Source organism: Aquiflexum sp. (assembly GCF_041751335.1).
Classification (GTDB): Bacteria; Bacteroidota; Bacteroidia; order Cytophagales; family Cyclobacteriaceae; genus Aquiflexum.
The window spans coordinates 1-26,781 of record NZ_JBGSXS010000076.1; the positions used below are offsets into that span (position 1 = coordinate 1).

Consider the following 26,781-nt stretch of genomic DNA (forward strand, 5'->3'; position numbering starts at 1 on the left):
TCATTAACGACTTCATTTACCCGATCCAAGCGATCTAGCGCTTTGATTCGGGATTGAACTTGGTTGGACTTAGTGGCTTTCGCACGGAATCGCTCGATGAATCGCTCCGTCTGCTTGATCATCTGTTGCTGATTTTCATAAGCATTATTCTGAAGCTCCATTCGGATCTTCTTTTCTTCTTTATAGAAAGAATAATTTCCCGGATACGAAGTCAATGTCTCATTTGACACCTCCACGGTAGTACTGATACAATTGTCCAAGAAAGTCTGATCGTGAGAAACGACGATTACCGCACCTTCATAGTTTTTTAGATAATTTTCCACCCACTGAATTGATGGCAAATCCAAGTGGTTGGTAGGTTCATCGAGCATCAAAAGGGCCGGCTTTTCCAAAAGCAATTTGGCCAACATTACACGCATCCTCCATCCTCCCGAAAAAGTCTTCAAAGGTCTTTGTAAATCCTTGGTCTGAAACCCAATTCCTTCCAAAACCTCTTCTGCTTTGGCTTTGATGGTATATCCTTCATTGGCTTCAAACTGATCCTGTAGCTTTGCCAGTTTATTGATGACTTCATCAGAATAGTCTGTCTCCATCAGTTTGAGGATAGCATCTATCTCTTCCTGTAGTTTCAGGGTCTCCTGAAAGGCTTCCAAAGCCACATCCAAAATACTGTCTTCTGATTGGTAAGAAAGCAAATCCTGATTTAAGAATCCTATGGACGTGCCTTTGGCTTTTTGGACTTCACCTGAAGAAGGTTGGTAGTCACCATTGATGATTTTTAATAATGTGGACTTACCCGTACCGTTGAGTCCGACGAGTCCGATTTTATCTTTTGGTTTGATATGCAGGGATGCGTTTTCATATAAAGCCCTGCCGCCGATGAAAAATGAAAGATTACTGATTGATAACATGCTGCAAAAATAACTATTCTCCCAATAATAAAGGATTATGAAAGGAATATTAAACTCGAAAGGGTAAATTTGGGTTATTTGGGAGAAAGGGTTTAGTGTTCAGTGTTCAGTGGTCAGTGGGCAGTGTTCAGTGTTCAGTGGGCAGTGTTCATTAGGTAGTAGCAGTGGGCAGGGTGTAGTGGGCAGTACACACAGTGTGGGTGGTAGTAGGCAGTTTGGCAAAGTGACAAACTAAGTACAAAGAAAACGGATCCGTCAATCAAAACGAGCTTTTATTTTTTCTTATTTAACCATAAAGCCTTCAGTAAAGGGATAGCCTGTCCTGTAGAATTACGGGGAATCTATCAGAACAGAAAAATGTTTCTAATTAAGCCAACATTAAAAAGTAGTACAAAGATTGCTCAAAATCCCAGAGGTCTGCAGGAATTAAAAACAGTTAGGTAATTTACCCTTGGTGTGAAAAATGACCTAATCGGCTCGGCCCGTCACCCTGACGAAGGAAGGGTCTCATGAGGATCAGTAAATGATAGATATAAACATAAATAGGACCTCTGGAGATCCCTCGTGCCTCGGGATGACGCTCTACCTCCCGTATGTAGGGGTAACCTGATATCATTGCCTATTCTGAAGAGTTTTACAAAATGTTTAATGACTCGAGGTGGCAAGGCAAAGTCCTTTACTGGATTTGAATGCTGTATTGCAAACTATACATAATTGAAAAATAAAAAAAACATGAAAATACTCCAAATAACACTGATCGCAATTTTTTGTCTTGCAGCAATTTCCTGTAATGCCCAAAAGAAAGATTCCTATATCCAATTGGAAACCATCAAACTTCCTCAAGGTTTTGAGATTGAGGTTTGGGCAGAGGATGTGGACAATGCACGGTCTTTGGCCATGAATGCTGATGGAAGTACTGTTTTTGTCGGAAACCGTCAGGGCAAAAATATCTATGCACTGAAGGATACCAATGGCGATGGCAAAGCGGATAAAAAATACACATTGGCTTCGGGACTTAGGATGCCAAACGGAGTGGCGTTTAAGGACGGAGACCTATATGTGGCGGAAGTCAGCAGGATTTTAAGATTTAAGGATATTGACAATAATCTGGATAATCCCTCATTCGAAGTGGTGTATGACCAATACCCTGACAAAGCCCATCATGGTTGGAAGTTTATCGCTTTCGGGCCTGATGGAATGTTGTATGTACCTGTTGGGGCTCCCTGTAATATCTGCGAACCAGATGAGGAAATATTTGCCTCCATTACAAGGATAGATGTCAATGCCCCGAATATGAAACCTGAAATCTTTGCCCATGGTGTGAGAAACAGTGTAGGCTTTGATTGGCATCCCAACACAAAAGAACTCTGGTTTACCGAAAACAACCGCGATATGATGGGTGATGATATACCTGACTGTGAACTGAACCATGCTCCTAAAAAGGGAATGCATTTCGGCTATCCTTATTGGCATGCAGGTGATGTCAAAGATCCTGAGTTTGGCAGTAAAGACAAGAACAAATCAGCCTATATACCTCCTGCAAAAAATCTCGGGGCACATGTTGCCCCTTTGGGAATGAGATTCTATACCGGCAGCCAATTTCCTGCACAATACAAAAACAATATATTTATCGCAAAGCATGGCTCTTGGAACAGAAGCAAGAAGGTAGGCTACCAAGTGACAAATGTGGTATTGGACGGAAATCAAAAAGTGGTGAAAGAGGAAGTTTTTGCCGAAGGCTGGCTGGACCACCACAGCCAAGATGTGTGGGGCAGACCTGTAGATGTGATGCAGATGCCTGATGGAAGCTTGCTCGTTTCAGACGATATGGCCAATTGTGTTTATAGGATCAGCTATAAGGGTTCTTAAAATACCTGAGAATTCCTTCCCGAATTTCTCTCTTTATTAAATATCAAAATAAACCTTTTTACTATCTCAAAATTACTTTTTATATGATACAGAAACCTTTAAGATATAGTCTATCCAATGGACTGTTTTGGTTAATGCTGTTTTTCTCACTCAGCTTATTGCCACTCATAATTTCATATTCAGGAAGTATCCCACCGAAAAGAAGCTTTTTGGCGGAGTTTGGGGTGTCACTTGGATTTATTGGGCTGGCCTTGTTTGGATTGCAGTTTTTATTTTCAGGCAGAATAAAACAAATAGCTTCTCATTTTGGGGCAGATAATATTATACAGTTTCACAAAGAAGTTGGCATCGTAGCCATTGTATTGACACTTTGCCATCCTGCATTGCTATTGATGGCAGACTGGAGTTATATTGAATTTTTCGATCCGAGAGCAAATCTCCCAAGAGCCGCCGCATTGGTATTCGCCACATTTGGAATGGTTGCCTTGCTTTACAGCAGCCTTTGGCGTGTCAGCACGGGCCTGAATTATGAATGGTGGAGACTAATACATGGCATATTGGGTTTTGGACTGGTATTCGTAGGTATAGTCCACAGCATTCAGGTAGGTCATTATCTCAACAGTCCCTTGAAGGTTGGTCTACTCATTCTATTCTTTGCACCGATGGTATATTTTATTTTCCATACCAGACTGATCAGACCGTGGAAAACCAAGAAAAAACCATGGATCATCACGGAAGTCCGTCCCAAAAGAGATGACTGCTACACCATAAGATTCGATAAAAAAGATGCGCTGGAATTCAGCTTCGAACCGGGACAGTTTATCTGGATTACAATAGCACAAACACCCTTCACGTTGCAGCAACATCCGTTTTCATTTTCCTCCAGTGCAGATTCCGGCTTTCTGGAGCTCACGGCCAAGCGTTTGGGGGATTTCACCAATACCTGGAAATACCTGAAACCCGGACAGACTGTATATGTGGAAGGTCCATTTGGCTCATTTACCCTCAAAGACAAACCTTGTTTTATGGTAATGGGCGGAATCGGTGTCACTCCCGCAATTTCATTTTTAAAAACATTATCTGACCGGAAAGATAAGCGGAAATGTATCCTGCTTTTTGGAAATAAAAACTGGGAGCACATCCCTTTCAGAGATGCATTGGCTGAATTGGAAAAGAAGATCAACCTGCAATTGGTTCATGTCCTGGATGAGCCGGAAGGTGACTGGGAAGGTGAAGAGGGATATATTACAGAAGAGATGATGATGAGATATCTACCTGAAAACTGCAATGAATTCGACTATTACATTTGCGGACCGGCTTCAATGATGAATCAAGCAGAGCTGACTTTTAGGAATGCCGGAGTTGATTGGAAGAATATTTACGCAGAAAGATTTGATTTGGTATAAAGATGGAAGAACACAGAAAAATACTTTATAAAACTATAAAAAGAATAGCGGACCTGGTTGGAGTGATTTTAGTGCTTACTGCTATACTATTTGCAACTAGAGGGTTTTAATTTTGATAACAAATAGTGCTATTTTAATTTTAAACTGGTGATCAATTAATGCCTGTTATGTTGGCTTTTTTTTATTCAACCCCATCGGGGTTGTATGTTTATAGACAATACATTTATCTATAAACATGCGACTCCAAAGGAGTCGAACAATTCATTAAAGGACATCTAAAAATCAATTCAAAATAATCAAGCAATTAATTTTCTCTCTGTTTCATCAAAAGCTGATAAGGGATTTTGAAATGTGTGTGAAGATTTTCAATTTGGGTCAGGCTGAGTTTTCTTTTCCTATTCATTATTTCTGAGACCCTACTGGCAGGACCTAGTATTGGGATCAGGCTTTTTTGGGGCAATTCGTGTTCCGATAGATAATAGCTGATAATATCCACAGCATCGACATTATTATCTTCAAGCTTATACCCTTTTTCCTCTTCAAATTTTTCAACTATCAATGACAATACTTCTAAGTAGTCTTCATTTTCTTCTGACAATCCAGAATCCATCAAACTTTTGATAGCTTTTAAAGCCTCATCATATTCATTATCATTTTCGATGATTTTGAGTCTAGGTCTGTCTTGAATTTCCATAGTTTTTAGTTTTAAATATTATTAACATCAATTTTATCATATTCCGAATGCGTACCGATCCATATGGTATAGATGATATCTTTCTTTCCTTTTTTAGCTATGTAAACCCCTGCAACTAGTCTATATTTATTTCCTCCAATATTGAATATTACCTTATTGTTAGAAACAATATCCGCCGATCCAAAGAATTCCTTTATTTGATTGAGGTTATCCAATTTCAAACTTCTGATAACAGCAATCCATCTCTCTAAAGGCATTTTTGCATCAGGATGAACAATTGCAAAATCTTTTAATTTTTTTTCAGAAATAATCCTCATTAGCCAATACATCTAAAAATTAATTAAAGTTACACTTTTTGGAAACTATTCCAAAAAATATACCTCTGAGTTTTTCAGAGGTATCATTATTCACAAACAAAAAACAGGAATATCTAATTGTAAACTTTCTCATTTGCTTCCAACCATTCAGGTTTGGTAGTTACTATATTAGCTTCTAATTGATTGAGTAGGTTATAAATCCCAAAAATTGGTCCTGCCCCCTTGCCTATCACTGAACATAGAGAATATGTAAAGCACGGGTATTGAATTTTGATGGCCATTTTCTTGCCATCCTTAGAAATTTTTAATCCCCAATAATTTTTATTGATTCAATAAATATAAACGAATTGAGAACAAAAAATAACAAAGCTGGTAGCGTATCCAAAAATCCATCCTTAACCCTTAGCCTCGCCCCTACTCCCAAAAGCATCAACAACGCTAAACCTCCTGCGGATATTAATAGAAAAAAATTTAACATCAAACCAACGAGTAAGCCCAGTCCTCCCAAAATCTCCAGGATAGCAGTAAGCGTTCCGAATTTTTCTAATCCAAAGCGAATAAATTCACTTTTCATTTTGGGTGATGTAAAATAAGCTATCCCATAAATCAAAAAAGAAATTCCTGAGAAAACCACCAATCCAACTAATAAACTCATCCAGGGATTAAATTGAGGGAAACTGCAGCTATAAAGAGACAAAGAAGCAAAAGAAACAGAGAAGGCATGCGTTTCTGCCAAGGATTATTCACTTTAAAGTGAAAATACTGAGCACTGACCATCAGAAAAGCCATTAGTAAAGCTGGGATAAGTACCAAAGAAGGATACCAAATGCCTGCCACAAGTAGGGTTGCCAAAGCTATTTTAGCAGAACCAACTGCTGAACGCATAAATGTATTTAATCCATATTCTCTGAATTCTTTTTCGATATTCTCAAAACGGAATACCCAAACAATTACAATAGAAACTGCAACGATAAGTTGCGCAATCACAGATAAATTTGTCATCATCATATTTTATACTTCAAGATTATTCTAACCATTGAGGCTTTGTGGTATTCACTTCAGCCTTTAATTGATTGAGTAGATTATACAAACCAAAATAAGTCCTATTGATATAAAGCCCGTGACGGGAGCCCCTGGCCTGTCTGGACTTTCGGAACATTTTATCATTGGAAATTCTATCTCCCAATTGGAAGATTTCATTGAAGAAATCATCATCCGCGAAGTCAAATTTGTCCACATGAAAAGGTTTGCCCAACAGAGAAATCATTTCGGTAAATATGCCTTTGAAAAAGGCCTTTTCAACCTCAGTGTCTTTATCAGAGATAAATTCCAAATCATAGAAAATTTGATCCAGGTCTTTTTGATTGATCAACAGTTCCTTTTTGATCAATGCAAAATAGCCTTGGTAAAAATCTTCGGGGATAACCTTCACGCAGCCAAAATCAATGATACCCAATTGATCTCCGTCCTGAATGATGAAATTACCCGGATGGGGATCTGCATGTACTTGTTTTAAGTTATGTACCTGATGGTGGTAAAAATCCCAAAGTGCCTGACCAATCTGGTTTCTGGATTCTTGTGACGGATTGGTGTCCATCCATTCTTTGATGTGTTTTCCCGAAATCCAGTCCATGGTGATGATCCGATCTGCGCTCAGTTCATCGTAATAAATCGGAAATTTGAGATTTGGAATATGTCCACATGCCTCTGATATCTCTCTGGACCGCTCTACTTCCAACAAATAATCTGTCTCTTCTATCAAACGCTCCTCAACCTCACCCATATAATGGTCAAGTTCTATTTCATTCATATTGAGCAAGCGAAGTGCAAAAGGCCTCACGAGTCTAAGATCAGAAGTTACTGAATCTGCCACTCCGGGATACTGGATTTTAATGGCCAATTTCTTACCATCTTTGGTAGCCTGATGTACCTGACCAATAGATGCCGCATTAACAGCCGAACGGGTAAACGTATCGAACATCTGATCCGGTGATTTTCCAAAATTCTTCTGAAAGGTCTTCACCACCAAAGGGTAGGACAAAGGCGGTGCGGAATATTGCGCCATGGTGAATTTGTCCTGATAAGCTCTTGGTAGCAGGTTTTTGTCCATGGACATCATTTGGGCTATTTTCAAGGCCGATCCCTTCATCTGACTCAATGATTTGTAAATGTCAGATGCATTGTCGGTATGAAGCTGTTCATTGGTCATGGAAGGATTTACAACCTTTTTGGCGTAATGCTTCATGTAATTGCCACCAACTTTTGCACCGGTACTGATAAATTTGGCAGCCCGCTGAACTTTGGATACAGGGATACTCTGCTGCTCTTTGATTTTGTTACTCATTGAAATGGTTATTTATTCTGGTACAAAAATTTGGCGAAATCAATAAAGGTGTCAAAGGCACTTTTGCCCATCAGGTCAAAGGCCAAGTTGACGGACTTCTCAATTGCCGCATCGGTTTTCTCAAAGGCTGTAGAAGTGTCTTTCAGCCAAAATTGAAATACAAACCACACCTGCAGCCAAAGGGCTTCATCGTATCGGTCTGAAATCACCGGTCTGCTGGCAATTTCCTCGGTCTCCTTCCCTTCCAAAATAATCTCATTTGCAAAATCCTTGAATTTGCTTCTGAAAACTTTTACCTCTGTTGGGAGGAGGCTTTTCATATTTTTCTTCTCCCCATAGAGAGAAAGCAAGTACGAGCGATTCTTCTTCAGTTCTTCCACAAGCGTGAATAGAAACCCAAGCAATTTTTCCCTTGCACTGTATTCTTTGAAGACTTCCTGTGATTCAAGGTTATTGATGGTATCCTCAAATAGCTTGGACCAAACGGCTGATTTGATGGCTTCGAAAGAGGTGAAATAGTTATAAAACTCCTCCTCATTCATATTAAGTGCTTTTGCAAACTTAAAAACCGAGGCAGGTTGTTTGCCATGTTCCAAAACATGTTCGACGTATCCGGCTATTATTTTTGTCCTATGATCTACTTTCGTAGTTTTATTTGGCTTTACTTTTTCCATGGTGGTATTGTTTACTAGAGGCATAACCTATAAAAGGGATATGAAGTTTAGAAAATTGGAATAAATCGGATTGGGTTATTGAAAAATGTTTTAGATTTATAGGAGGTAATTTCACGATCTTGTTGAAAGCATTCCAAATTAGAGCGCTTTAAACTAATGTGAAAAGAAACATTATAAGCCCAGCCCATGACAGGCTTTGGCTCAATTGCGGATTAAGTGCTTCTATTACAGTTTAGGCAGGTTTCAAACTTTGTACTTCCAAATGAACATCGTCTAAAAATCCGCCAATGCGCCAAGCGCTAAACTGTTGGGCAACATACATTTCACATACCATGGAGGTAATAGAAGAAATAAAAACAGAAAGAGGTAAAAAACTTCAAATATTAAGAGGTGATTTGACTAATATTCCAGAAAGTCATAAAGTTGACATTTTGGTTCTTTCAGCCTTCCCTAATGATTATATTCCTACGCCGACATCTCTGATTGGAGCCCTCTTTAGAGCGGGTTTATCAGTTGGGATATTATCAAGAGATAAAGAAGTTGATTTAAGAGCCCAATTTCATTGCTGGTTATCAAAAGAAATCAACTTTAAAAATATTAGAAGAATCCTATGTTTCGAGCCTACAGAAAGGAAATTCCCTTTTAATTTGATTGCTGGTATATACCAAAGTATAATGCCATTTACAATAACTCACTCTATTAAATCTGTGGCAATGCCATTGATTTTAACAGGTGACCAAGGCTTTTCACAACATGAAGTAGTAAAAGAGCTAATTAGCACTAGCCTATTTTGGTTGAGCAATGATTCTTCATTAGAAATAATCAAAATAGTTGAAAGAAGTGATGCTAAAATTGACTTGCTTAAAATGGCATTAAAGACTCAAAAACCCCTTTACAACAAAAAATTAAACATTGATAAATATGATTTTTTTTTAAGTTACAGTAGAAAAAATACTGGTTTGGTTAGAGCAATTCACGAGAAGCTTGCGACACAATTCAAAGTATTTTTCGACACTGAAAGTATAGAAATTGGGTCAAATTGGTTGAGTAAAATCAATACAAGTTTAGAAAATTCAGAGCGATTCATAGTGTGCGTATCTCCAGATTATCTTGATTCTAAAATGTGCAAGTATGAGTATCTATTTTGTAATTTGAAATTAATTAATCAAGGTGATGATTACGTACTACCAATTTATTTGCACTCCGCCTCTTTACCTTTCCAAATGCAAATCCTAAATTATCATGATGCAAGGGAAGGGGCGGCTGACAAAATAAATGAGTTTTGCGACAAGTTAATCAAGAAGTACGTTGGCTAATGGGAAATACGACCTCCCCATGTGTCTCTGACGAGATGTACCTCTTCTACCACTATCGTTAGCTATCAGCATACGAGTCCCCCCTACTTATGGGATTATAAGGTTGGGCCAGCTTGAATGACATTGTCAGGCAGGTTTTGGGGTAATAGGAAAGCACGGATTCGTACCCTTTTTCTTCTTAGGCGAGAAAACTAGCCTCCCGAGGGAGGAGATATTTAAATGATTAGAATCGGTAGAAAGCACTGTGCGATTAATAACCTTGGTAGTGAATTTGAACTTTTGTTTACTTTTCATGCACTACAGCTTTTAAACTTAACCATTTTCTACCTAAAACCCGACTATGCAACGATTAACCCATATAAACAACGCAAAATATGCAACGATTAACCTTGTGGGTAAAATTTTTTCCATTATAAATGCTTCTTGGTATAAATACGGAAAATATTTTCCACTATAAATTCAATATAAGGAATATATTTCCATTAGAGTATTCTAGCGAGGCTGCCTAATAGATTATCTGGCGTTTAAATTTTTCCTTCGTGTAAATCCCAAATCGGAAAACACATTTCATAATCATTCCAAATCAAATCACCATATTCTAATGTGAATGATTTATCACCGCATTGTCTTCAAGTTAGGTGAGTTTTCTATTTATTTGGCTGTAAGACAGAAGACGGGAGACGGAAGAAACCAAATTTAGAATCTAATGAACTATCAGGGGTTTTCCTTTGACATGTACCATAGCCGAGAATCATATAAAAGACCTTCTGACTAACGATTATTCAGAAGGTATTTTTTCGACTATTTATGCAAAATGCAAATATTTTGTAGTTGGATTGCATGAGCTGTTAAAATTATCCCTCTCCTATTTCTCCACCTTCTCCACCACCAAATTATGGTTGGTGTAAATACAGACATCTGCTGCGATACCTAAACTTTCCCGCACCATTTCTTCGGCAGATAACTGGGGGGCGAATTTTTTCAGGGCTCTGGCGGCTGATTGGGCATACATGCTGCCCGAACCTATAGAGGCGATTTCCAAATCCGGTTCTATCACATCTCCGTTTCCTGAAATGATCAATATATCATTGGCATCAGCAACTACCATCATGGCCTCCAACTTGCTCAACATCCGGTCTGTCCGCCATTCCTTGGCCAATTCGACTGCTGCCCTTTTCATGTTATTGCCATAGGCACCCATCTTCTCTTCAAACTTTTCGAGCAAAGTAAATGCATCTGCAGTAGAACCCGCAAAACCTGTCACGATCTTTCCTCCCTGCAATTTTCTGATTTTATTGACCGTGCTTTTGGCAACTGTATTGCCCAATGTAGCCTGACCATCGGCACCTATGACTACTTCTCCATTATGCTTGATGGCGACTACGGTAGTTGATTTTATTTTTTCCATTTTTTTTCTAGACGTGAGATTTAAGACATAAGACGTAAGACGACTTGACCCAAAATATTGGGATGAGATTGGAGATGGAATAAATAGAAATATGCCTACGGCGAAATAAAATAGATATAAGTTGCAATATTAAACTGGTATTTGAATTTTCAACCAACAACCAGATTCACTGCTATCTTTTGCAACATGTTTAGCGAAACTTATTTCCACCATATCTCGCGAAGCATATTTCACAAAGTATATTTCTCTTTATTTCATTTTAGTAATTCAATAACCATACAAAACCAAAAAAGTCCTGAATAAACAGGACTTTTTGGCCTATTTTATTTTTTAGGATCAGATCAAGATTCTGACCGGATCTTCCAATAAACCTTTTAAGGTTTTTAGGAAGGCTGAACCGACTGCACCATCTACTACCCTGTGGTCACATGACATGGTCACTTTCATGACATTGCCTATCTGCATCTGACCGTTTTTCACGATAACTGTCTCCTTAATCCCCCCTACTGCCAAAATACAGGCATCAGGCGGATTGATGATGGCGGTGAATTCATCTATGCCGAACATTCCCAAATTAGAAACGGTAAAGGTATTACCTTCCCAATCCTTTGGCTGCAATTCCTTGTTTTTGGCTTTGCCTCCGAGAGTCTTGGCTTCATTGGAAATCTGGGACAATGACTTGCTGTCAGCAAAACGGATCACGGGAACCAAAAGACCTTCCTCCACTGCCACGGCCATTCCAATATGGATATGTTCATTGTATCTGATCTTATCTCCCAGCCAGGATGAATTTACTTTCGGGTTTTGACGAAGTGCTGCAGCGGATGCTTTGATCACCATGTCATTGAAGGAGATTTTCACAGGGGATATCTCATTCATGCTGTTTCTGGCCTCGATTGCTTTGTCCATGTTGATTTCCATGGTCAGGTAGAAATGCGGTGCCTGAAACTTACTCTCAGCAAGTCTTTTTGCAATCACCTTACGCATTTGGGACACCTTCTCCTCCTTGAAGGACTCCTGACCGACAGCAGGTGCTGAAGTCGCCATGGCAGCAGGTGCCGCAGCGGATTTGGCCACAGCAGGGTCAAAATTTTCTATATCCCTTTTGACAATTCTTCCCCCTTCTCCGGAGCCTTTTACCAATGAGATGTCGAAGCCTTTATCTTCAGCCATCTTTTTGGCCAATGGGGATGCTTTTAGCCTACCGTTTTCGGATGAAGAAGAAGTCGATGTTTTTTCAGTCGATTTAGAATCTTCTGATTTACTTTCTTCTTTGGCAGGTGTTTTTTCTTCCTTTTTCTCCTCTTTGTTGGGAGCTTCAGATTTACTTCCCTTTGATTTTTGGGCTTTTAGCAATTTTTCATAGTCAGCACCTTTTTCACCGACAATGGCTATTACTCCATCGATCTCCACAGAATCACCTTCCTCAACGCCGATGTACAATAAAGTTCCATCTTCATAAGACTCCAATTCCATGGTGGCTTTATCTGTCTCCACTTCGGCAATGATGTCCCCTGATTTGATTTCATCTCCCACTTTTTTCAACCATGCAGCTATCGTACCTTCGGCCATGGTATCACTCATTTTGGGCATGGTGATCAAAGTAGCATTGATATTTGATGTATCGACATCCTCATCTTCGGATTCATCCTCTTTGGAATCCTCCTCTTCGGAATCATCTTCCTTGGATTTTTCTTTTTTAGGCTCTTCTTTTTCAGAGGATTTATCTTCTTTTATTGCTTCTTCCTTATTTTCTTCTTTGTCCTTGGACCCAGAGGAATCTCCGCCTTCTATTTCTTTGAGCAAATCATCAATATTTTCACCCTTTTCCCCAATAATAGCAATTACCCCATTCACAGGAACAGCGCCTTTCTCTTCAACTCCTATGTGCAGTAAAGTCCCTTCCTCGTAAGATTCCAACTCCATGGTGGCCTTGTCGGTCTCCACTTCAGCAAGAATGTCTCCCGGTTTGACTTCATCACCAACTTTCTTCAACCACGCTGCGATTACCCCTTCTTCCATGGTATCGCTCATTTTGGGCATTCGTATTATTTCGGCCATAAGATTTTATATCCTTTTCAAAATTTAAGCAGGTCAAAAATAGTTCTTAAAATATCTTTATTCAAATTTAATAGTAGTAATTTCAGGATTGAAAAATACCTAAAGGCCCTTTTTATATTTAAATGCCATTGATAAAAAAAACTGATTACGATCACCCAAAATGGCTTTTCAATGGCCATTTGCAGACGATTGTACCAAGCCTTTTTCGAAATACTCTTAGGTTACCTTTTGAAAGAGAAAGAGTTAACACTCCGGACGGAGACTTCTTGGACCTTGACTGGCTGAAACAATCATCCAAAAACCTTGTGATCATCAGTCATGGACTTGAAGGCAATAGCCAACGTCCCTATATGACCGGTATGGCAAGACAATTTTACATCAATGGTTTTGATGTGCTCAATTGGAACTTCAGGGGATGCTCGGAAGAAATGAACAAAAAAGCGATTTTTTACCATTCCGGAGCTACATATGATCTTGATTTTGTTATCCAACATGCTGCAAATGAATATGAATCCATCTATTTGGTTGGGTTTAGTTTGGGAGGAAACCTGACATTGAAATATCTTGGTGAAAAAAGAGATAGGACTCCCAAAATCAGAAAAGCAGTTGGTATTTCTGTACCGCTTCATTTGGAAAGTTCTTCTATTCAGATTTCCAAGGGAGAAAACATTCTTTACGCCAAGCGCTTTCTTAAAACACTGAAAGAAAAAGTGGCCAAAAAGGCCTTAATCTTTCCTGATGAAATCCCGTTGGGGACTTTACGGAAAATCAAGACTTTAATGGATTTTGATGACCACTTTACCGGACCCTTACACGGATTTAAAGATGCGCATGATTATTATGAAAAAAATTCATCTCTTTATTTCCTTGAGGGCATCAAAGTTCCTGCTTTGGTTCTGAATGCACAAAACGATCCGTTTTTAAGTGATAAATACTTTACTGTTAAGTTTGCCCGTCAATTGGCCACTGTATGGATGGAATTTCCAAAGTATGGTGGACATGTCGGATTCAGTCCAAGAAAAAGGGAAGATATCTACTGGTCCGAAAAAAGAGCATTTGAATTTATCACCGGCAATCTGTAATTTTCAAAAAAACCATATTTCATCCCATGTGCGGAAGATATTCATTAAGCAAAAGTAAAATTGAACTGGAGGAGAGATTTCAGGCAGAAATGCTTTCGGACTTCAAACCAAGATACAATATCGCACCAACGCAATTGGTCCCGGTGATCACCTCAGACAGCCCTAAGGGATTTTCCTATTTCTACTGGGGAATTACACCTGATTTTGCGAAAAACAAACCTGTTTCCCAGAAATTAATCAATGCAAGAGCGGAAAGTGTGAATGAAAAAATGTCCTTCAAAACCTCTTTTCAAAAAAGACGATGCCTGATTCCCGCTGATGGTTTTTTTGAATGGAAAAAAATCGGAAAAAAAACCAAGACGCCATATAGGTTTACCCTGGCCAATGAGGAACCATTTGCTTTTGCAGGTGTCTGGGAAGAATTTGAAAATGAAAAGGGAGAAAATAAACATACCTTTCTGATACTCACTACCACACCAAACAGCCTAGTTTCTGAAATTCACGATAGAATGCCTGTCATTTTAAAAAAGGAAGACGAAAAAAAATGGCTTGATAAATACAGCAAAGAAGAGGAACTGGTAAGGTTATTGGGCACTTACTCCCCACATGAAATGATCAGCTACACAGTTTCTCCTTTGGTAAATAAAGTGGATAATGACACGCCGGCCATCATCAGAAAAACATCACCAATGGACCAATTTGGAAATTATACTTTATTCGGATAATGGAAAACATCGCAATAATTGACCTGAAATTTCTGGATACCAATGAAGCGATTGCTAGTTTTTTGATTGAAACTTCTATCGGACCTGTCCTTATTGAAACAGGTCCAGAAAGCACGTTTGAGCAATTGAAAGCCGGTATTGAAAGGAATGGCTATCAATTGGAGGAAATCAAACATGTTTTCTTGACCCATATTCATTTTGACCATGCAGGGGCGGCATGGAAACTTGCCGAAGTAGGGGCCAAAATATATGTCCATCCTATAGGTGCACCTCATTTGTCTTCACCCGAAAAACTTTGGAATTCAGCAGCCCAGATTTATGGTGATGATATGAAACGGCTTTGGGGAGAAATGCAACCTATACCCAAAGATCAAATTGTTGAAGTTCAGCATGAAGAAGAATTACAGTTTGGCAATATCAAATTCAAAGCCTTGCATACTCCTGGCCATGCCTCACATCATATTGCATGGAAAATGGAAAATGTGATTTTTACAGGTGATGTTGCTGGTGTAAAAATCAATGGTGGCCCTGCAGTACCCCCATGCCCTCCTCCTGATATCAACATTAAAGAGTGGGAGTTCTCAATGGCCATTTTAAAAGCAGAAAAACCGGATTGCCTTTTTTTAACTCATTTTGGGATCATTAATAATGTGGACGAGCATTTGGACAATCTTTGTTATATCCTTCACGATTGGAGCAAATGGATCAAACCTTATTTCGACACAAACACGGATCAAAAAGAAGTGATTCCCTTATTTATGGAGTACACTAAAATTCACTTGAGAAGTGAAGGCTGTGACGAAGACTTGATCCAGGTCTATGAATATGCCAATCCAAGTTGGATGTCAGTGGCAGGATTGTATAGATATTGGAAATTGAAGAGTCAGGGGAGGATATAATAATTGACTTTATCAAATATTCAAAAAATACCTATCACCTTATATAAAGTGCTCTTTAAAATTGATCTTTTGGTATTCCCCTATGTATATGAGATATTTGTTTGATTAACCGAGATGTGATTCATCATGGTAAACCCAAATAACTTTATGAAAAAATCCAGAATAAAAGGTGTAGGACATTACATTCCTGAAAACATCATTACCAATGAATACCTTTCTACGATCATGAATACCAATGATGATTGGATTGTAGAGAGGACAGGTATTCATGAAAGAAGATGGTTTACACCTGGCAAGGATACTGTAACAAGTATGTCAGTAACCGCTTCCAAAATGGCATTGGATAGGGCAGGCTTATCCGCAAAAGATATTAATTTCATCGTTTTTGCCACCATTACGTCTGATTATTTTTTACCGGGAAATGGCGTACTGCTACAAAGAGAATTGGGAATGAACGGTATCGGCGCCCTTGATATCAGAAATGCCTGTTCGGGATTCATCTATGCCTTGTCGGTAGCAGATCAGTTTATCAAAACAGGTATGTACAAAAATATACTTGTAGTCGGTGCGGAGATTCAGTCATCTGCTTTGGACAAAAGCGATGAGGGAAGGTCAAGTGCTGTAATATTCGCAGACGGTGCCGGCGCGGCTATTTTGAGTGCTGTAGAGGCTGACGAACCGGGGATTCTTTCCACCCACCTTCATGCAGATGGCGCCCATGCAGAGGAATTATATTGTATTGCACCAAGCAGTAGCAACAAGGTTAGAGTTTCTGCTGAACTGATCGAAAGAGGTGACTTTTTTCTCAAAATGAATGGAAATGCAGTTTTCAAACATGCCATTGTCAGATTTCAGGAAGTCATAGATGAAGCTTTAAAAGCTAATGGAAAAGAAAAATCTGAAATTGACCTACTTGTACCACATCAGGCCAATCTGAGGATAAGCAATTATATCCAACAGAAAATGGGGCTTCCTGATGAAAAAGTTTTCAATAACATCATGTATTTGGGAAATACAACTGCAGGCACCATCCCAATAGCATTGAGTCAGGCTTGGGAACAAGGCCGATTGAAAGATGGTGATTTAGTATGTTTAGCTGCCTTTGGAAGCGGTTTTGCTTGGGCTTCTGCGTTATTGAATTGGTAGGAAATGTCGGATAAAAATTTTGACCTTGACCTAATTCTAGATCCTGTACTTTATCATAGAATCAAAGAACAAACAGATTTAAACCTCGAGCTTTTTCAGCAATTGGCAGGTGAATTCTCACAAGAGGAACTTTCTATCATACATACTCCATCCAAAGGTACCAAGATCACAAATGGGTATAGGTTAGACAATTGCCCTTATCAGGTTCTTGATCTCATTAGGGATTTTGACCCAGAAACTGCTTTTAATATCAGAATTCTTAATTGGTGGGGAAATGGGCTTTTTGTTTTTGTTTTATATGGAAAGGATACCTCGATCAGAATGGGAGATTCTATCCAAAGATTGTCAAAACATTATTTTGTTTCAGATCAAATATCTATATGGGATTATAAAAAGATCATTAGTAACAGTTTATGTAAAAAAAATACGGATAATAATCCAACCTCAGATTTTTATCAGATATTCAAAAGAATCCAACCAGATGTTGACTTTTATAAAACTTATTCTATTTTAAAAAAAGAAATTACATTTATCTTTGATAATCATTATTAAAACTTTCCTTATTTCACAAATTAAGCTAATTTAGAACCGACCTTAATTGCTTACCGTTAATTACTAAAAACCAGAAATCTCGCTTTATGAAATATATTTTTGGATTAATGTTCCTAATAATCCTAAATCTTGGGGCAATTGCCCAAACAGATACCAATATGGTATCTCTCTACAATGCCGATTCAACTTTAGTAGGCACCGGGATATTGAGAAACGGCGCAATGGAGGGCCTTTGGAAATTTCAAAATCCCCAGACTAATACCTTGGTACAAACAATAAACTTTTCCAACGGTAAAAGGGAAGGTTTGGCAATAAGTTTTTTCCCCAACAACAATCGCAATGTCGAGGCTGAATATAGAGATAATAAGCTTACAGGCATATACAGAGAATATGATCAGGCAGGAGCACTGAAAATTGAAATGGTATTCAATGACAGCATTCCCGTAGGTCCATACAAAGAATACTACGGGAGGGTGAATCAGCCAGAATATTTCAATCCCCGTCAAGCCAAAGTGGAAGGTCAATACCTTAATGGAAAGAAGCATGGAAAATGGGTTACTTTTTATAATAATGGTGATTTAGCCGTAGTGCAGAATTATGACAACGGGAACGTGGAAGGTCCTTATGTTGAATATGCCATAGGCGGTGAATTGATGGTGCAGGTCAATTATAAGGATAATCAACCGCATGGACCCTTCACAAGATATACTTTTGGGAACATGGTGGAAGAAAAGGGCGAATTTTCAAATGGAAGAAAAGTGGGACAATGGACTACTTATTTCCCTGGCACAAGAACTGTAGCGTCTGAAAAATATTACACTCAAAATGGTAGCAAAACAGGAGAGTGGAAATATTTTTATGAAAACAAAAGACTCGCACGTACAGAAAAGTATGAAAATGAATTACCCATAGGGACTTGGGAGGAATTTTATCCAAATCGATCATTATCTAAAAGAAAGACTTATGAACTTGGATTACCAATTGGGGAATATGTAGAATTTCATGCCAATGGTAATCCGTCCGTTCAGGGACAATATAAAGGTGGTGTTAAGGATGGTCTTTGGAAAAGCTTCTTCCCCGAAGGAAAGATTTATTCCATAGGAGAATACAAAAACGACCTTAAATCCGGGCTTTGGAAATATTTTAATAAAATAGGAATTCTCATTGCAGAAGGAGAATACATCCTAGGTTCAGAAAATGGTCAATGGTTTTATTATTATGACGGAGGTCAATTGAAATCAGTAGGAAGTTATTTTCTGGGTTTTGAAGATGGTACTTGGGGATTATTCTATGATAACAAGCAACTGACCCAAGAAGAATTTTGGAGCAATGGAAGGTTAATCAATGTGGGAGATTATTTTTCTTATGACGGTTCAAAGACATTAAACAAAGGTACATTAAATGAAGGTGAAGGTGTCCGAATAACCTATTATGTCGATGGTTCTAAAGAATCCGAAGGAACTTATAAAAGCGGGAAGCCTGAAGGAACATGGACCTATTACCATGAGAATGGTAGAAAAGCTTCAGAAGGTAATATGATGGATGGAAAAAAAGAAGGGCCTTGGAGATATTACAATTTAAGTGGAAGGTTGGAACAGATCATCAACTTCAAGGATGATGAAATTGTAGAGGAAAATGAACCTGAAAATGTAATTCAATTCAGATATTGATTGATTTTTGAAACACTTTCTTTTCCGCAATGTTCTTAAAATAAAAACATGTTTGGGTTATTCAAGAAAAAAACAGAAATAGAGAAACTACAGGAATCATATTCCTCCATGCTATCAAAAGCGCACAAAGTTTCTCATAGTAACAGAACTGAAGCAGATAAATTGATGGCTGAAGCTGAGGAAATCGCAAAAAAAATTGATGCCTTAAAAAAATCCGGAAACTGAATTCCGGATTTTTTTTGCAGAGATAGGTTTTCCAACACCCCTACTGAACAAAATAACCTATCACCCCTAGTTTTAAATAATGGCTTTTCCGGAAGGGATATGACATCAAGGCAGTCTATAGACCTATCTCCACGAAAGCTATAGAGATCGAGGTGGCAAGGCAAAGTTCTTTATAGAATTGAATGCAATTTACAGTTCAAAATTATCATTTTCCAAATTTGACAATTACTTCCTACAAAAAGCAAAGGAAATTATTTAGCTAGAAATCATTAGGATAATAATATTTTATTATACTATTTAAATATTTTATATAAATAAAAAAGTTGCTAAAACGTTTTTACTAAATATTTTTCCTTTTTCTTAATATTATTTAAAAACCTTCTGGTTTCTGGTTTCGTAAAATCACCCAAGTACACTAAACCATATTATCATGAAAAAGTCCTTCATTTACAGATATAGCTTCTTACTCTTGCTAGGCATGGGTATCGCTTTCAGTCAAAATGTGACTGCGTCACCTCATATGGGCATTTCATTTCAGACATTCTACAATGAACTTAGCCCTTTTGGGGATTGGGTCATGGATCCGGTACATGGATATGTCTGGGTTCCTTATGTTGACCAAGGTTTTCAGCCATATGCAACCAATGGATACTGGGAAATGACAAATTTTGGAAATACATGGGTTTCGAATTATTCTTGGGGTTGGGCTCCATTTCATTATGGACGTTGGTTCTTTAGCAACTATAATGGTTGGGCATGGATACCCGGCTATGATTGGGGACCTGCATGGGTTAGCTGGAGAACCGGAGGTGGTTTCTATGGTTGGGCTCCATTAGGTCCTGGCATGGGTATTAATGTCTCTTTCTATGCTCCTGCATCTCATTGGGTATTTGTACCTCAAAGAAGATTTAGGCATAGACATTTCCATAGGTATTTTGTACCACATTACAATGTTGTCAATATTTACAATAGAACTGCCATTATCAACAACACATATGTGCATAACAACAATACCTATATTTCTGGACCTGCAAGAAGAGATATTGAAAGGGTAACAAGATCGAGGGTTCCTGTTTATCAGGTGAATGATTCATCAAGACCTGGTAGAGCAGTAGTCCAAAACGATAGGCTGAATGTTTATAGACCTCAGGTAACTGAAAATAGGTCTGCTAATAATGCTAGACCATCTAGAGTATACTCTTCAGACGAATATAAGCAAAGATCAGCAACTCGAAGTAGGTCGAATAGTACCGCAAATGGAACTGTTCAAAGTCCTAGCCGTAATTCAAATTCTGGAACAATGGAAACAAGACAACCTAGACCTGGAAATCAATCGGCTGCCAGTCCAACTAGAAATTCTGCTGTGACACCATCGAGAAATGCCCAATCCCCAACAAGAGCAAATTCAAGTAGGGAAACTCAGGTTGGTAATCAGAACAGAGTTCAGCAGCAATCAGCACCAAGTACTTTAAATTCCAGCAGGAATCCTGCCGTGAACAACAGGAGTACGCAAAATAGCCAGTTAAATCGTGGTGCTACAAATAATCCTGCGGTAACTAGGCAATCAAGGCCGGCCAATAATCAGGTTGCAAGGCCCGCTAGTCCTCAAAGCAATCAGAGAAGTCAGCCTGCCGTCAGAAGCAATTCTACCAACAGACAAACCCAGCCCACTGCGAGACCACAATCCAACGCAAGTGGTAGGTCTGGTTCAGGTACAGTTTCAAGAGGTAGTTCAAAAAACAATTCAAGATCTGCCACAGGAACAAGAGGGGGCAGCAGAGGTGGCAATTAAATAAACAGTTTCATCAAGTAATATGGCCCATTTTGATGGGCCATTTTTATTTTCTTGAATAATCATCTTCCAACCTTACGATATCATCTTCATCAGACGGATTGTTTTCATCAGTATGCATCCAGATTTCGGCAACAATACCCCAGGAGTTTTTTCCCACCAATCTGTGCCTTTCTCCTTGATTCAACCATACCAACTCTCCTATTTCCATTTCATTTTGTTCATTTTGATCATCTGTATCACTCCTGATTATAGCAGCATGGCCGCTGATGAGTTTCCAAACCTCTGCCCTTCGATGATGATATTGCCAGGAAAGTCTTTTTTCAGGGGCAACTACCAGGATTTTAGGGCTTAATTTTTCACTTAACTGAAATTGATCCAAATCCAGTTCGAAAAAAAACCTGGCTTTAAAAGCAGCAATCTGTTTTTCATCAATTACAAAAAAACCTCCCCATGGCCTTTGCATATCCTGTTTGTCAATATTGAACCCTTCAGCGACAAGAATTTCACCTAGCTTTACAAAAAGAGTTTCTTTATCGAACTCAAGCCCAAGAAATTTATCATCAATCATAGTGGAATTTAAATTATATCAATGCAATTAAATTCAAAGTTATCAAATAAAAAAGTATGTAAAACTTTATTGATGTATTGCCAATTTAAAAAAACTTTTAAATGATATAATGAATTTAAGATAAAACTTGTTTTATTTTGAATGAACTTCAAAGTCATCTTACATTTTTTCTAATAAGCTCTTTTGATATTCTTTAAAAATTTATTTAATTGTCTTTCTCAAACCCTAAAAAATGAATCTAATCGACCCCAAAAAATCTTTAGAAAAAATTGCTGGTGTAGTTGAAACAAAAAGTTTCATCAATAAACTCAAATTAATAAAGAATCTTTATACCAAGGGTAGTAATACAGCAGGTGAAATCTGCATGGAGGTTGGGATTTCATTACCTACGGTAAATTCGCTATTGGGAGATTTGATGAATTCAGGAGAAGTCATTAAAAATGGTAGGGCCGAATCTCAGGGAGGTCGAAAGCCTGACCTATACCAGTTGGATAATGGTGCTTTTTATATTCTAAGTGTTGACATCAATCGATTCAGGGTTCGCACAGCGATTTATGATTGTTCGAATCAAGCGCTGACTGAACCAGAAACCATCAAACTTACCCTGAACAATGAAAAAGAGACTTTCGAGAAAATCTGTGAATTTCTGATAGCGCACAAGAATAAGTCGGGTTTGGACAAAGAAAAAATTATCGCTGTAGGAATTTCAATGCCAGGCTTGATAGATTCAATCAATGGTGTCAACCATACCTATTTGAAATTCAGTAAAAAAAGTCTTGTTGAAAGCTTTGAATTCAAACTTGAAAGAAAAGTTTTTCTTGAAAATGATGCCCGAGCAATGACCTTGGCTGAATTTAAGTTTGGCCAGAACGATCAGTTCAAAAATGTATTGGGAATTTTTATTGGATGGGGTATTGGACTTGGAATTCTCATAGATGGGAAGATTTATCAAGGCGCATCGGGATTTGCCGGGGAGTTCAGCCACTCGCCAATTTTTGAATCAAGGGACATTACTTGCTCATGTGGAAAAAAAGGTTGTTTAGAAGCTGTTGCATCAGGTACCGCTATTGTCAGAATGGCCAAGGAGGCAATTGCCACTGATTCTGATTCAATTTTGGCTAGAATGGTAAGAGAAAACAATGACGAGTTGGAACCGTATGTGGTGGTAGATGCAGCTTTGGCAGGAGATCAGCGAGCTATCACCATCCTATCAGAAGCCGGTCTTGACTTGGGAAGGGGGATTTCAATACTGATCCAATTGCTCAATCCTGAACTTATCATTATAGGCGGATCTGTAGCAGAAGCCAAACAATATCTGATTACGCCCATTCAACAGGCCTTGAATATATATAGCATGGCAAAAGCGCGGGAAAATACCCAAATCAGTCTGTATAAATTAGGAAAAGAGGTGGGGCTTATGGGAGGCTTGGCAGTTGTCAATGAAAAAATATTTGATGACCTATTACTCTAATACGATCCTCTAATAGAACAAAAGCATATTTGCCTCTAGTTATAGACTCCAAAGAAAACCATTATTACAATTGTGCTTTGCTGGTAAAATGAGAAAAATTCAAATATTGAATATTGGTACGTTATTCTTGATTTCTTTTATTCTAGGGATCGTGGAACCTGTATTTGGTCAAAAGAAAAATGAACCTTCAATTGATATACTCATTGAAAACTTGTTTTTTGTGACCGAAGTGATGGTTACTGATGTCGCATCCCCCCCTGCTGCTGCAAGATTCTATGCCTATTCCATGCTTGGGGCTCACTTGGCGTGGAATGGACTGACCGATCAATCTGAAGAGTCCTGTCTTTTTTCTAAAAGTAACCTTCAGGCTCCTGGTTTCATAGAAGGAACGGTCAAAAAATTATCTCCTGAATTTGTATCAACATATGCCATGATGGAGGTGGGAAAAAAAATAATGCCTTCGGGTAAACTTTTGGAGGCAAAACAACAAGAACTTATAAAGACATTTACAAAGTCAAAATGGATTTCGAAAAGTGCTTTGGACGAAAATGTTAGATATGCCCAACAAGTCGCCTCAGAAGTTTTGACTATTGCAGGAAGAGATGGTTACAGCCAATTGAGTACATTGACAAGGTATACTCCAAAAAGAAACCAAGGCCATTGGTACCCTACTCCACCAGCTTATATGGCTGCGGTAGAACCAGAATGGCGAACTTTAAAAACATTTTTCATCTCTGATTTAGTGTCATATAAACCCAATCCACCAGCTCCTTTTGACCTTGGTGAAGGAAGCTCCTTCAAAAACCAATTGACAGAGGTATTCAAAATCACTTCCAATTTGACAGAAGACCAGAAACTTATTGCCAATTTTTGGGACTGTAACCCATTTAGGGTACAGTTTTCCGGGCACATGGCCATAGGAATGAAAAAGATTTCACCTGGTGGACATTGGGTGGGTATTACAGGTATTGCCAGCAAAAAAGCAGGATTATCCTGGAAAGAAACAATTTATATCCACACTTTGGTTTCTATGTCCCTTCATGATGCATTTGTGAGTTGTTGGGAAGAAAAATATGATTCAGACAGAATAAGACCAGAATCCGCAATTCAAAAACATTTGGACCAAAATTGGAGGCCTTTACTCCAGACACCTCCCTTTCCGGAATATACCAGTGGTCATAGTGTGATTTCAAAAACAAGTGCAATGATACTTACAGCTTACTTTGGGGATAATTTTGGATTCATTGACGATTCCGAAGTGTATTTTGGACTTCCGGAAAGAGAATTTAAATCATTTAATCTCGCCGCCGAAGAGGCGGCCATATCAAGGTTATTTGGAGGAATCCATTTCAGAGATGCCATAGAAGAAGGTGTAAAACAGGGAGAGTTAATCGCTAAATATATCCTTGAAAGAATCAATTGATAACAAAAATAAAAACAGGTTAAATACTTCTAGAAGTAATAGTGGTTTTTAATTTTAATAAATCATCGACCTCTAAAAACATTGTAATTGCCCCATAAATGGCACTTTTCTCTCCTAACTGACTGACTTCTATCGGGATATTAATTTTATTTAGCCAGAGGTTATCTTTTAATCTATTCATAAAAAGATTGGAGGCCATTGAAATATTACCACCTAAAATTACTTTTTCCATTCTGATTTTGGAATGTTGCAGATAAATAAAATCTGCCAAATTATCAGCAAATAGATCAAAAATCCCCCTTGTTTTTTCGAAGATCTCTTGGTCTTGGATAATATCCTTTACCCCATTTACATGAATCCCAGTTTCTCTTTTAACCCAGCTAACAAACCAAGAACTCCCCAAATAGTCCTCGGCAATTCCGTCTTTAAAAGGAAATTTCCAAAGTTCAGCATCCACAACATGTTGGCCTTTTTTGATAGATGAACCAAGTCCAGAACCCAGTGTAAGGCCCAAAACAATTTCAGCACCTTTGACCTGCCCAAAAAAGGTCTCGCCTAAAAGAAAAGCTTGGGCGTCATTGATAAATTTAATTTGAGATTGGGGGATTCCCAATAATTCTGATAATTCATCCCTGAGATTAATTTTGTACAAATGTTTGAACTTTCCCTGTTCTTGAATCAGGCAAATTCCCAGGTCATATTTAAAGGGGGCAGGCATTGCAAGTGAAATGGAAAAATTTTCCCCCTCGTTTACCATACTTCGAATGATGGTGGTCCATTCTTTCAAAATTTTAGATTTGGTAGCGTAAGAATCAATCTGTTTTCTTTGGAAATCTTTCAATATAAAACAATCATTGTTTTCATCAAATCTCCCTAGGGTAATATGTGAACCACCTATATCACCTGCCAATATGATCCTATTTGACATATTTTGATCTTAAAGTTTTTCCCAAAAACTTCTGATACTTTGTAATCAAGCTTGCCTTTTAAAGGCCAATATTTCTAAAGATTGTAATCAAAGTCACTAAATCGATTTATTAAAATTATCATAATTTTATTAAAAAACATTGGTTTCAAAAAAGGTATCCGTTAAATCTTTTTCTAAAATTTTAAAAGGGAAATTAAAAAGAAAATTGAAAAGTCTATTTTCTGATAATTTCAGATAATTCGCATTGGATATTCTATAAGCTTAGACTATAGATGATTCCCTGATATTTAGCTTATTGGAAAGGATAAATTGCTTGGGTTCACTATTTATTTCAGCTTCATCAAGTTGATGTAAAATTGCTTCCATAAGCTTCTCAGCGATCAATTCCAAAGGTTGTTCAATTGCTGTAATTCTCGGCTTATACAATTTAAAAAAATAATGGTCATCAAAAGAAACCACTTTGACCTGTTCCGGTACTTTCATTCCCAAATTCCCTAAAGCTTCAAGTCCTTCGAAAGCCAAATAGTTTGTTGTAAAAAAAACTCCATCCAAATCAGGATTATGAGTGAAAAAATCAAATATTCTATTGTGGGCCTCTTCCTCTTCCATATTATGGAATTTCACTTGAAATACATTTGGCGTAAGCTGATTCTGGGATATTGCTTTTTGATAACCTTTTAACCTATCGGTCATTTGTATCTGATCGGACTCAACTGTTATCAAAGCTATTTTGCTACATCCTCTATCAATTAAATGGTGTGTAGCATCAAAGGCACTTTTTTCATTCTCAACGATGACATAACTACAATCAACATCAGGCATCCATCTGTCAAACAAAACCAAACCGAAGCCTTCATCCAAAAGTGCCTTTACAGATTCTTCCAAATCAGGGGTGGGTGTAATGATGAAGCCATCCACATTCCTGACTTTGAAAGTATTGATCAGTTCTCTGGCCTTTTTAGTTTCGTTTTCAGTACTGCAATAGATGATTTTGTAACCGTTTTTATAAGCCTTTTCCTCGATCATCCTGGCTATTGAGGCAAAAAATTGATTTGAAATATCTTCAACCATAAATACTATGACTTTGGATTTTCCTAGACGAAGACTTTGGGCAAGGTGGCTTGGGGTATAGCCTACCTCTTTAATATAAAGCTGCACCTTTTTAGTCAATTCCTCACTGATTCTTTTTTCCCGGGCTTTACCATTTAGGATAAATGAAACTGTTGTGATAGAAATACCAAGCGATTTGGCAATATCTTTTATTGATAATTTCTTTTTTGCCATATCATTTCAGGAT

General features: G+C 38.1%; 25 protein-coding genes. 13 read left to right on the top strand and 12 right to left on the bottom strand.

Features of this window, described 5'->3' with window-relative positions; all coding sequences use genetic code 11:
* Positions 1–911 (bottom strand): ABC-F family ATP-binding cassette domain-containing protein (locus ACEW8U_RS04735; protein ID WP_373520886.1); only part of this gene is annotated, 911 nt, incomplete at its 3' end.
* A 732-nt stretch (positions 912–1,643) separates the two neighbouring features.
* On the opposite strand from ACEW8U_RS04735, the gene ACEW8U_RS04740 reads away from it, so the two are divergent.
* Together ACEW8U_RS04740 and ACEW8U_RS04745 are read left to right on the top strand one after the other, a co-directional pair.
* A complete protein-coding gene (locus ACEW8U_RS04740) occupies positions 1,644–2,780 on the top strand; it encodes a sorbosone dehydrogenase family protein (protein WP_373520887.1) in 1,137 nt (378 codons plus the stop codon).
* A gap of 83 nt (positions 2,781–2,863) precedes the next feature.
* The gene (locus ACEW8U_RS04745) at positions 2,864–4,186 is read left to right on the top strand and encodes a ferric reductase-like transmembrane domain-containing protein (RefSeq protein ID WP_373520888.1); all 1,323 of its coding nucleotides are present in this window, start codon (positions 2,864–2,866) and stop codon (positions 4,184–4,186) included.
* A gap of 304 nt (positions 4,187–4,490) precedes the next feature.
* Here the strand turns inward: ACEW8U_RS04745 and ACEW8U_RS04750 are convergent, their stop codons facing one another.
* The 6 genes from ACEW8U_RS04750 to ACEW8U_RS04775 form a co-directional block, all read right to left on the bottom strand.
* Positions 4,491–4,880: a type II toxin-antitoxin system HigA family antitoxin gene (locus tag ACEW8U_RS04750; protein WP_373520889.1), complete on the bottom strand. Its 390-nt coding sequence runs from the start codon at positions 4,878–4,880 to the stop codon at positions 4,491–4,493.
* Positions 4,881–4,891: 11 nt separating this feature from the next.
* On the bottom strand, positions 4,892–5,197 hold the full coding sequence (locus ACEW8U_RS04755; protein ID WP_373520890.1) for a type II toxin-antitoxin system HigB family toxin: 306 nt from the start codon (positions 5,195–5,197) through the stop codon (positions 4,892–4,894).
* Positions 5,198–5,501: 304 nt separating this feature from the next.
* Positions 5,502–5,852, bottom strand: a complete 351-nt coding sequence (locus ACEW8U_RS04760; protein ID WP_373520891.1) for a DoxX family protein — start codon at positions 5,850–5,852, stop codon at positions 5,502–5,504.
* Positions 5,849–6,205, bottom strand: a complete 357-nt coding sequence (locus ACEW8U_RS04765) for a DoxX family protein (RefSeq protein WP_373520892.1) — start codon at positions 6,203–6,205, stop codon at positions 5,849–5,851. The genes ACEW8U_RS04760 and ACEW8U_RS04765 overlap by 4 nt, the downstream gene beginning before the upstream one ends.
* Positions 6,206–6,221: 16 nt before the next feature.
* Positions 6,222–7,541 carry an ABC1 kinase family protein gene (locus ACEW8U_RS04770; protein ID WP_373520893.1) on the bottom strand — a complete coding sequence of 440 codons (1,320 nt, stop codon included), beginning with the start codon at positions 7,539–7,541 and terminating at the stop codon, positions 6,222–6,224.
* 8 nt (positions 7,542–7,549) lie between these two features.
* On the bottom strand, positions 7,550–8,215 hold the full coding sequence (locus ACEW8U_RS04775; protein ID WP_373520894.1) for a TetR family transcriptional regulator C-terminal domain-containing protein: 666 nt from the start codon (positions 8,213–8,215) through the stop codon (positions 7,550–7,552).
* A 332-nt stretch (positions 8,216–8,547) separates the two neighbouring features.
* Here ACEW8U_RS04775 and ACEW8U_RS04780 point away from each other — a divergent pair, with 332 nt between their 5' ends.
* The gene (locus ACEW8U_RS04780) at positions 8,548–9,531 is read left to right on the top strand and encodes a TIR domain-containing protein (RefSeq protein ID WP_373520895.1); all 984 of its coding nucleotides are present in this window, start codon (positions 8,548–8,550) and stop codon (positions 9,529–9,531) included.
* An 865-nt stretch (positions 9,532–10,396) separates the two neighbouring features.
* On the opposite strand, the gene hslV is transcribed toward ACEW8U_RS04780, so the two are convergent.
* Together hslV and ACEW8U_RS04790 are read right to left on the bottom strand one after the other, a co-directional pair.
* Entirely contained in the window at positions 10,397–10,939 is a 543-nt protein-coding gene (hslV, locus tag ACEW8U_RS04785; protein ID WP_373520896.1) for an ATP-dependent protease subunit HslV, read from the bottom strand.
* Between the two features lie 336 nt (positions 10,940–11,275).
* On the bottom strand, positions 11,276–13,000 hold the full coding sequence (locus tag ACEW8U_RS04790; RefSeq protein ID WP_373520897.1) for a pyruvate dehydrogenase complex dihydrolipoamide acetyltransferase: 1,725 nt from the start codon (positions 12,998–13,000) through the stop codon (positions 11,276–11,278).
* Between the two features lie 122 nt (positions 13,001–13,122).
* Here ACEW8U_RS04790 and ACEW8U_RS04795 point away from each other — a divergent pair, with 122 nt between their 5' ends.
* From ACEW8U_RS04795 to ACEW8U_RS04830, 8 genes are all read left to right on the top strand, one after another.
* Positions 13,123–14,082 (top strand): YheT family hydrolase, encoded by a 960-nt coding sequence (locus ACEW8U_RS04795; RefSeq protein ID WP_373520898.1) that lies wholly within the window; start codon positions 13,123–13,125, stop codon positions 14,080–14,082.
* A 26-nt stretch (positions 14,083–14,108) separates the two neighbouring features.
* Positions 14,109–14,807 carry an SOS response-associated peptidase gene (locus tag ACEW8U_RS04800; RefSeq protein ID WP_373520899.1) on the top strand — a complete coding sequence of 233 codons (699 nt, stop codon included), beginning with the start codon at positions 14,109–14,111 and terminating at the stop codon, positions 14,805–14,807.
* A complete protein-coding gene (locus tag ACEW8U_RS04805; RefSeq protein ID WP_373520900.1) occupies positions 14,807–15,706 on the top strand; it encodes an MBL fold metallo-hydrolase in 900 nt (299 codons plus the stop codon). Before ACEW8U_RS04800 ends, ACEW8U_RS04805 begins: the two co-directional genes overlap by 1 nt.
* 147 nt (positions 15,707–15,853) lie before the next feature.
* Complete coding sequence (locus ACEW8U_RS04810; protein WP_373520901.1) at positions 15,854–16,852, top strand: 3-oxoacyl-ACP synthase III family protein; 999 nt, start codon at positions 15,854–15,856, stop codon at positions 16,850–16,852.
* 3 nt (positions 16,853–16,855) lie between these two features.
* Positions 16,856–17,404 carry a hypothetical protein gene (locus tag ACEW8U_RS04815; protein WP_373520902.1) on the top strand — a complete coding sequence of 183 codons (549 nt, stop codon included), beginning with the start codon at positions 16,856–16,858 and terminating at the stop codon, positions 17,402–17,404.
* Between the two features lie 107 nt (positions 17,405–17,511).
* On the top strand, positions 17,512–19,074 hold the full coding sequence (locus ACEW8U_RS04820) for a toxin-antitoxin system YwqK family antitoxin (protein ID WP_373520903.1): 1,563 nt from the start codon (positions 17,512–17,514) through the stop codon (positions 19,072–19,074).
* 48 nt (positions 19,075–19,122) lie between these two features.
* Positions 19,123–19,299, top strand: coding sequence for a Lacal_2735 family protein (locus tag ACEW8U_RS04825; RefSeq protein ID WP_373520904.1), 177 nt, complete (start codon positions 19,123–19,125; stop codon positions 19,297–19,299).
* Positions 19,300–19,729: 430 nt separating this feature from the next.
* Positions 19,730–21,091, top strand: coding sequence for a DUF6600 domain-containing protein (locus ACEW8U_RS04830; protein ID WP_373520905.1), 1,362 nt, complete (start codon positions 19,730–19,732; stop codon positions 21,089–21,091).
* Between the two features lie 46 nt (positions 21,092–21,137).
* Here the strand turns inward: ACEW8U_RS04830 and ACEW8U_RS04835 are convergent, their stop codons facing one another.
* Entirely contained in the window at positions 21,138–21,662 is a 525-nt protein-coding gene (locus ACEW8U_RS04835; RefSeq protein WP_373520906.1) for a phosphoheptose isomerase, read from the bottom strand.
* Between the two features lie 232 nt (positions 21,663–21,894).
* Here ACEW8U_RS04835 and ACEW8U_RS04840 point away from each other — a divergent pair, with 232 nt between their 5' ends.
* Both ACEW8U_RS04840 and ACEW8U_RS04845 read left to right on the top strand, forming a co-directional pair.
* Positions 21,895–23,133, top strand: coding sequence for an ROK family protein (locus ACEW8U_RS04840; RefSeq protein ID WP_373520907.1), 1,239 nt, complete (start codon positions 21,895–21,897; stop codon positions 23,131–23,133).
* 88 nt (positions 23,134–23,221) lie between these two features.
* Positions 23,222–24,556 carry a vanadium-dependent haloperoxidase gene (locus ACEW8U_RS04845; protein ID WP_373520908.1) on the top strand — a complete coding sequence of 445 codons (1,335 nt, stop codon included), beginning with the start codon at positions 23,222–23,224 and terminating at the stop codon, positions 24,554–24,556.
* A gap of 19 nt (positions 24,557–24,575) precedes the next feature.
* Here ACEW8U_RS04845 and ACEW8U_RS04850 read toward each other — a convergent pair whose 3' ends face one another.
* The gene (locus tag ACEW8U_RS04850; RefSeq protein WP_373520909.1) at positions 24,576–25,484 is read right to left on the bottom strand and encodes an ROK family protein; all 909 of its coding nucleotides are present in this window, start codon (positions 25,482–25,484) and stop codon (positions 24,576–24,578) included.
* A gap of 261 nt (positions 25,485–25,745) precedes the next feature.
* Entirely contained in the window at positions 25,746–26,768 is a 1,023-nt protein-coding gene (locus tag ACEW8U_RS04855; RefSeq protein WP_373520910.1) for a LacI family DNA-binding transcriptional regulator, read from the bottom strand.
* Between the last annotated feature and the right edge of the window lie 13 nt (positions 26,769–26,781).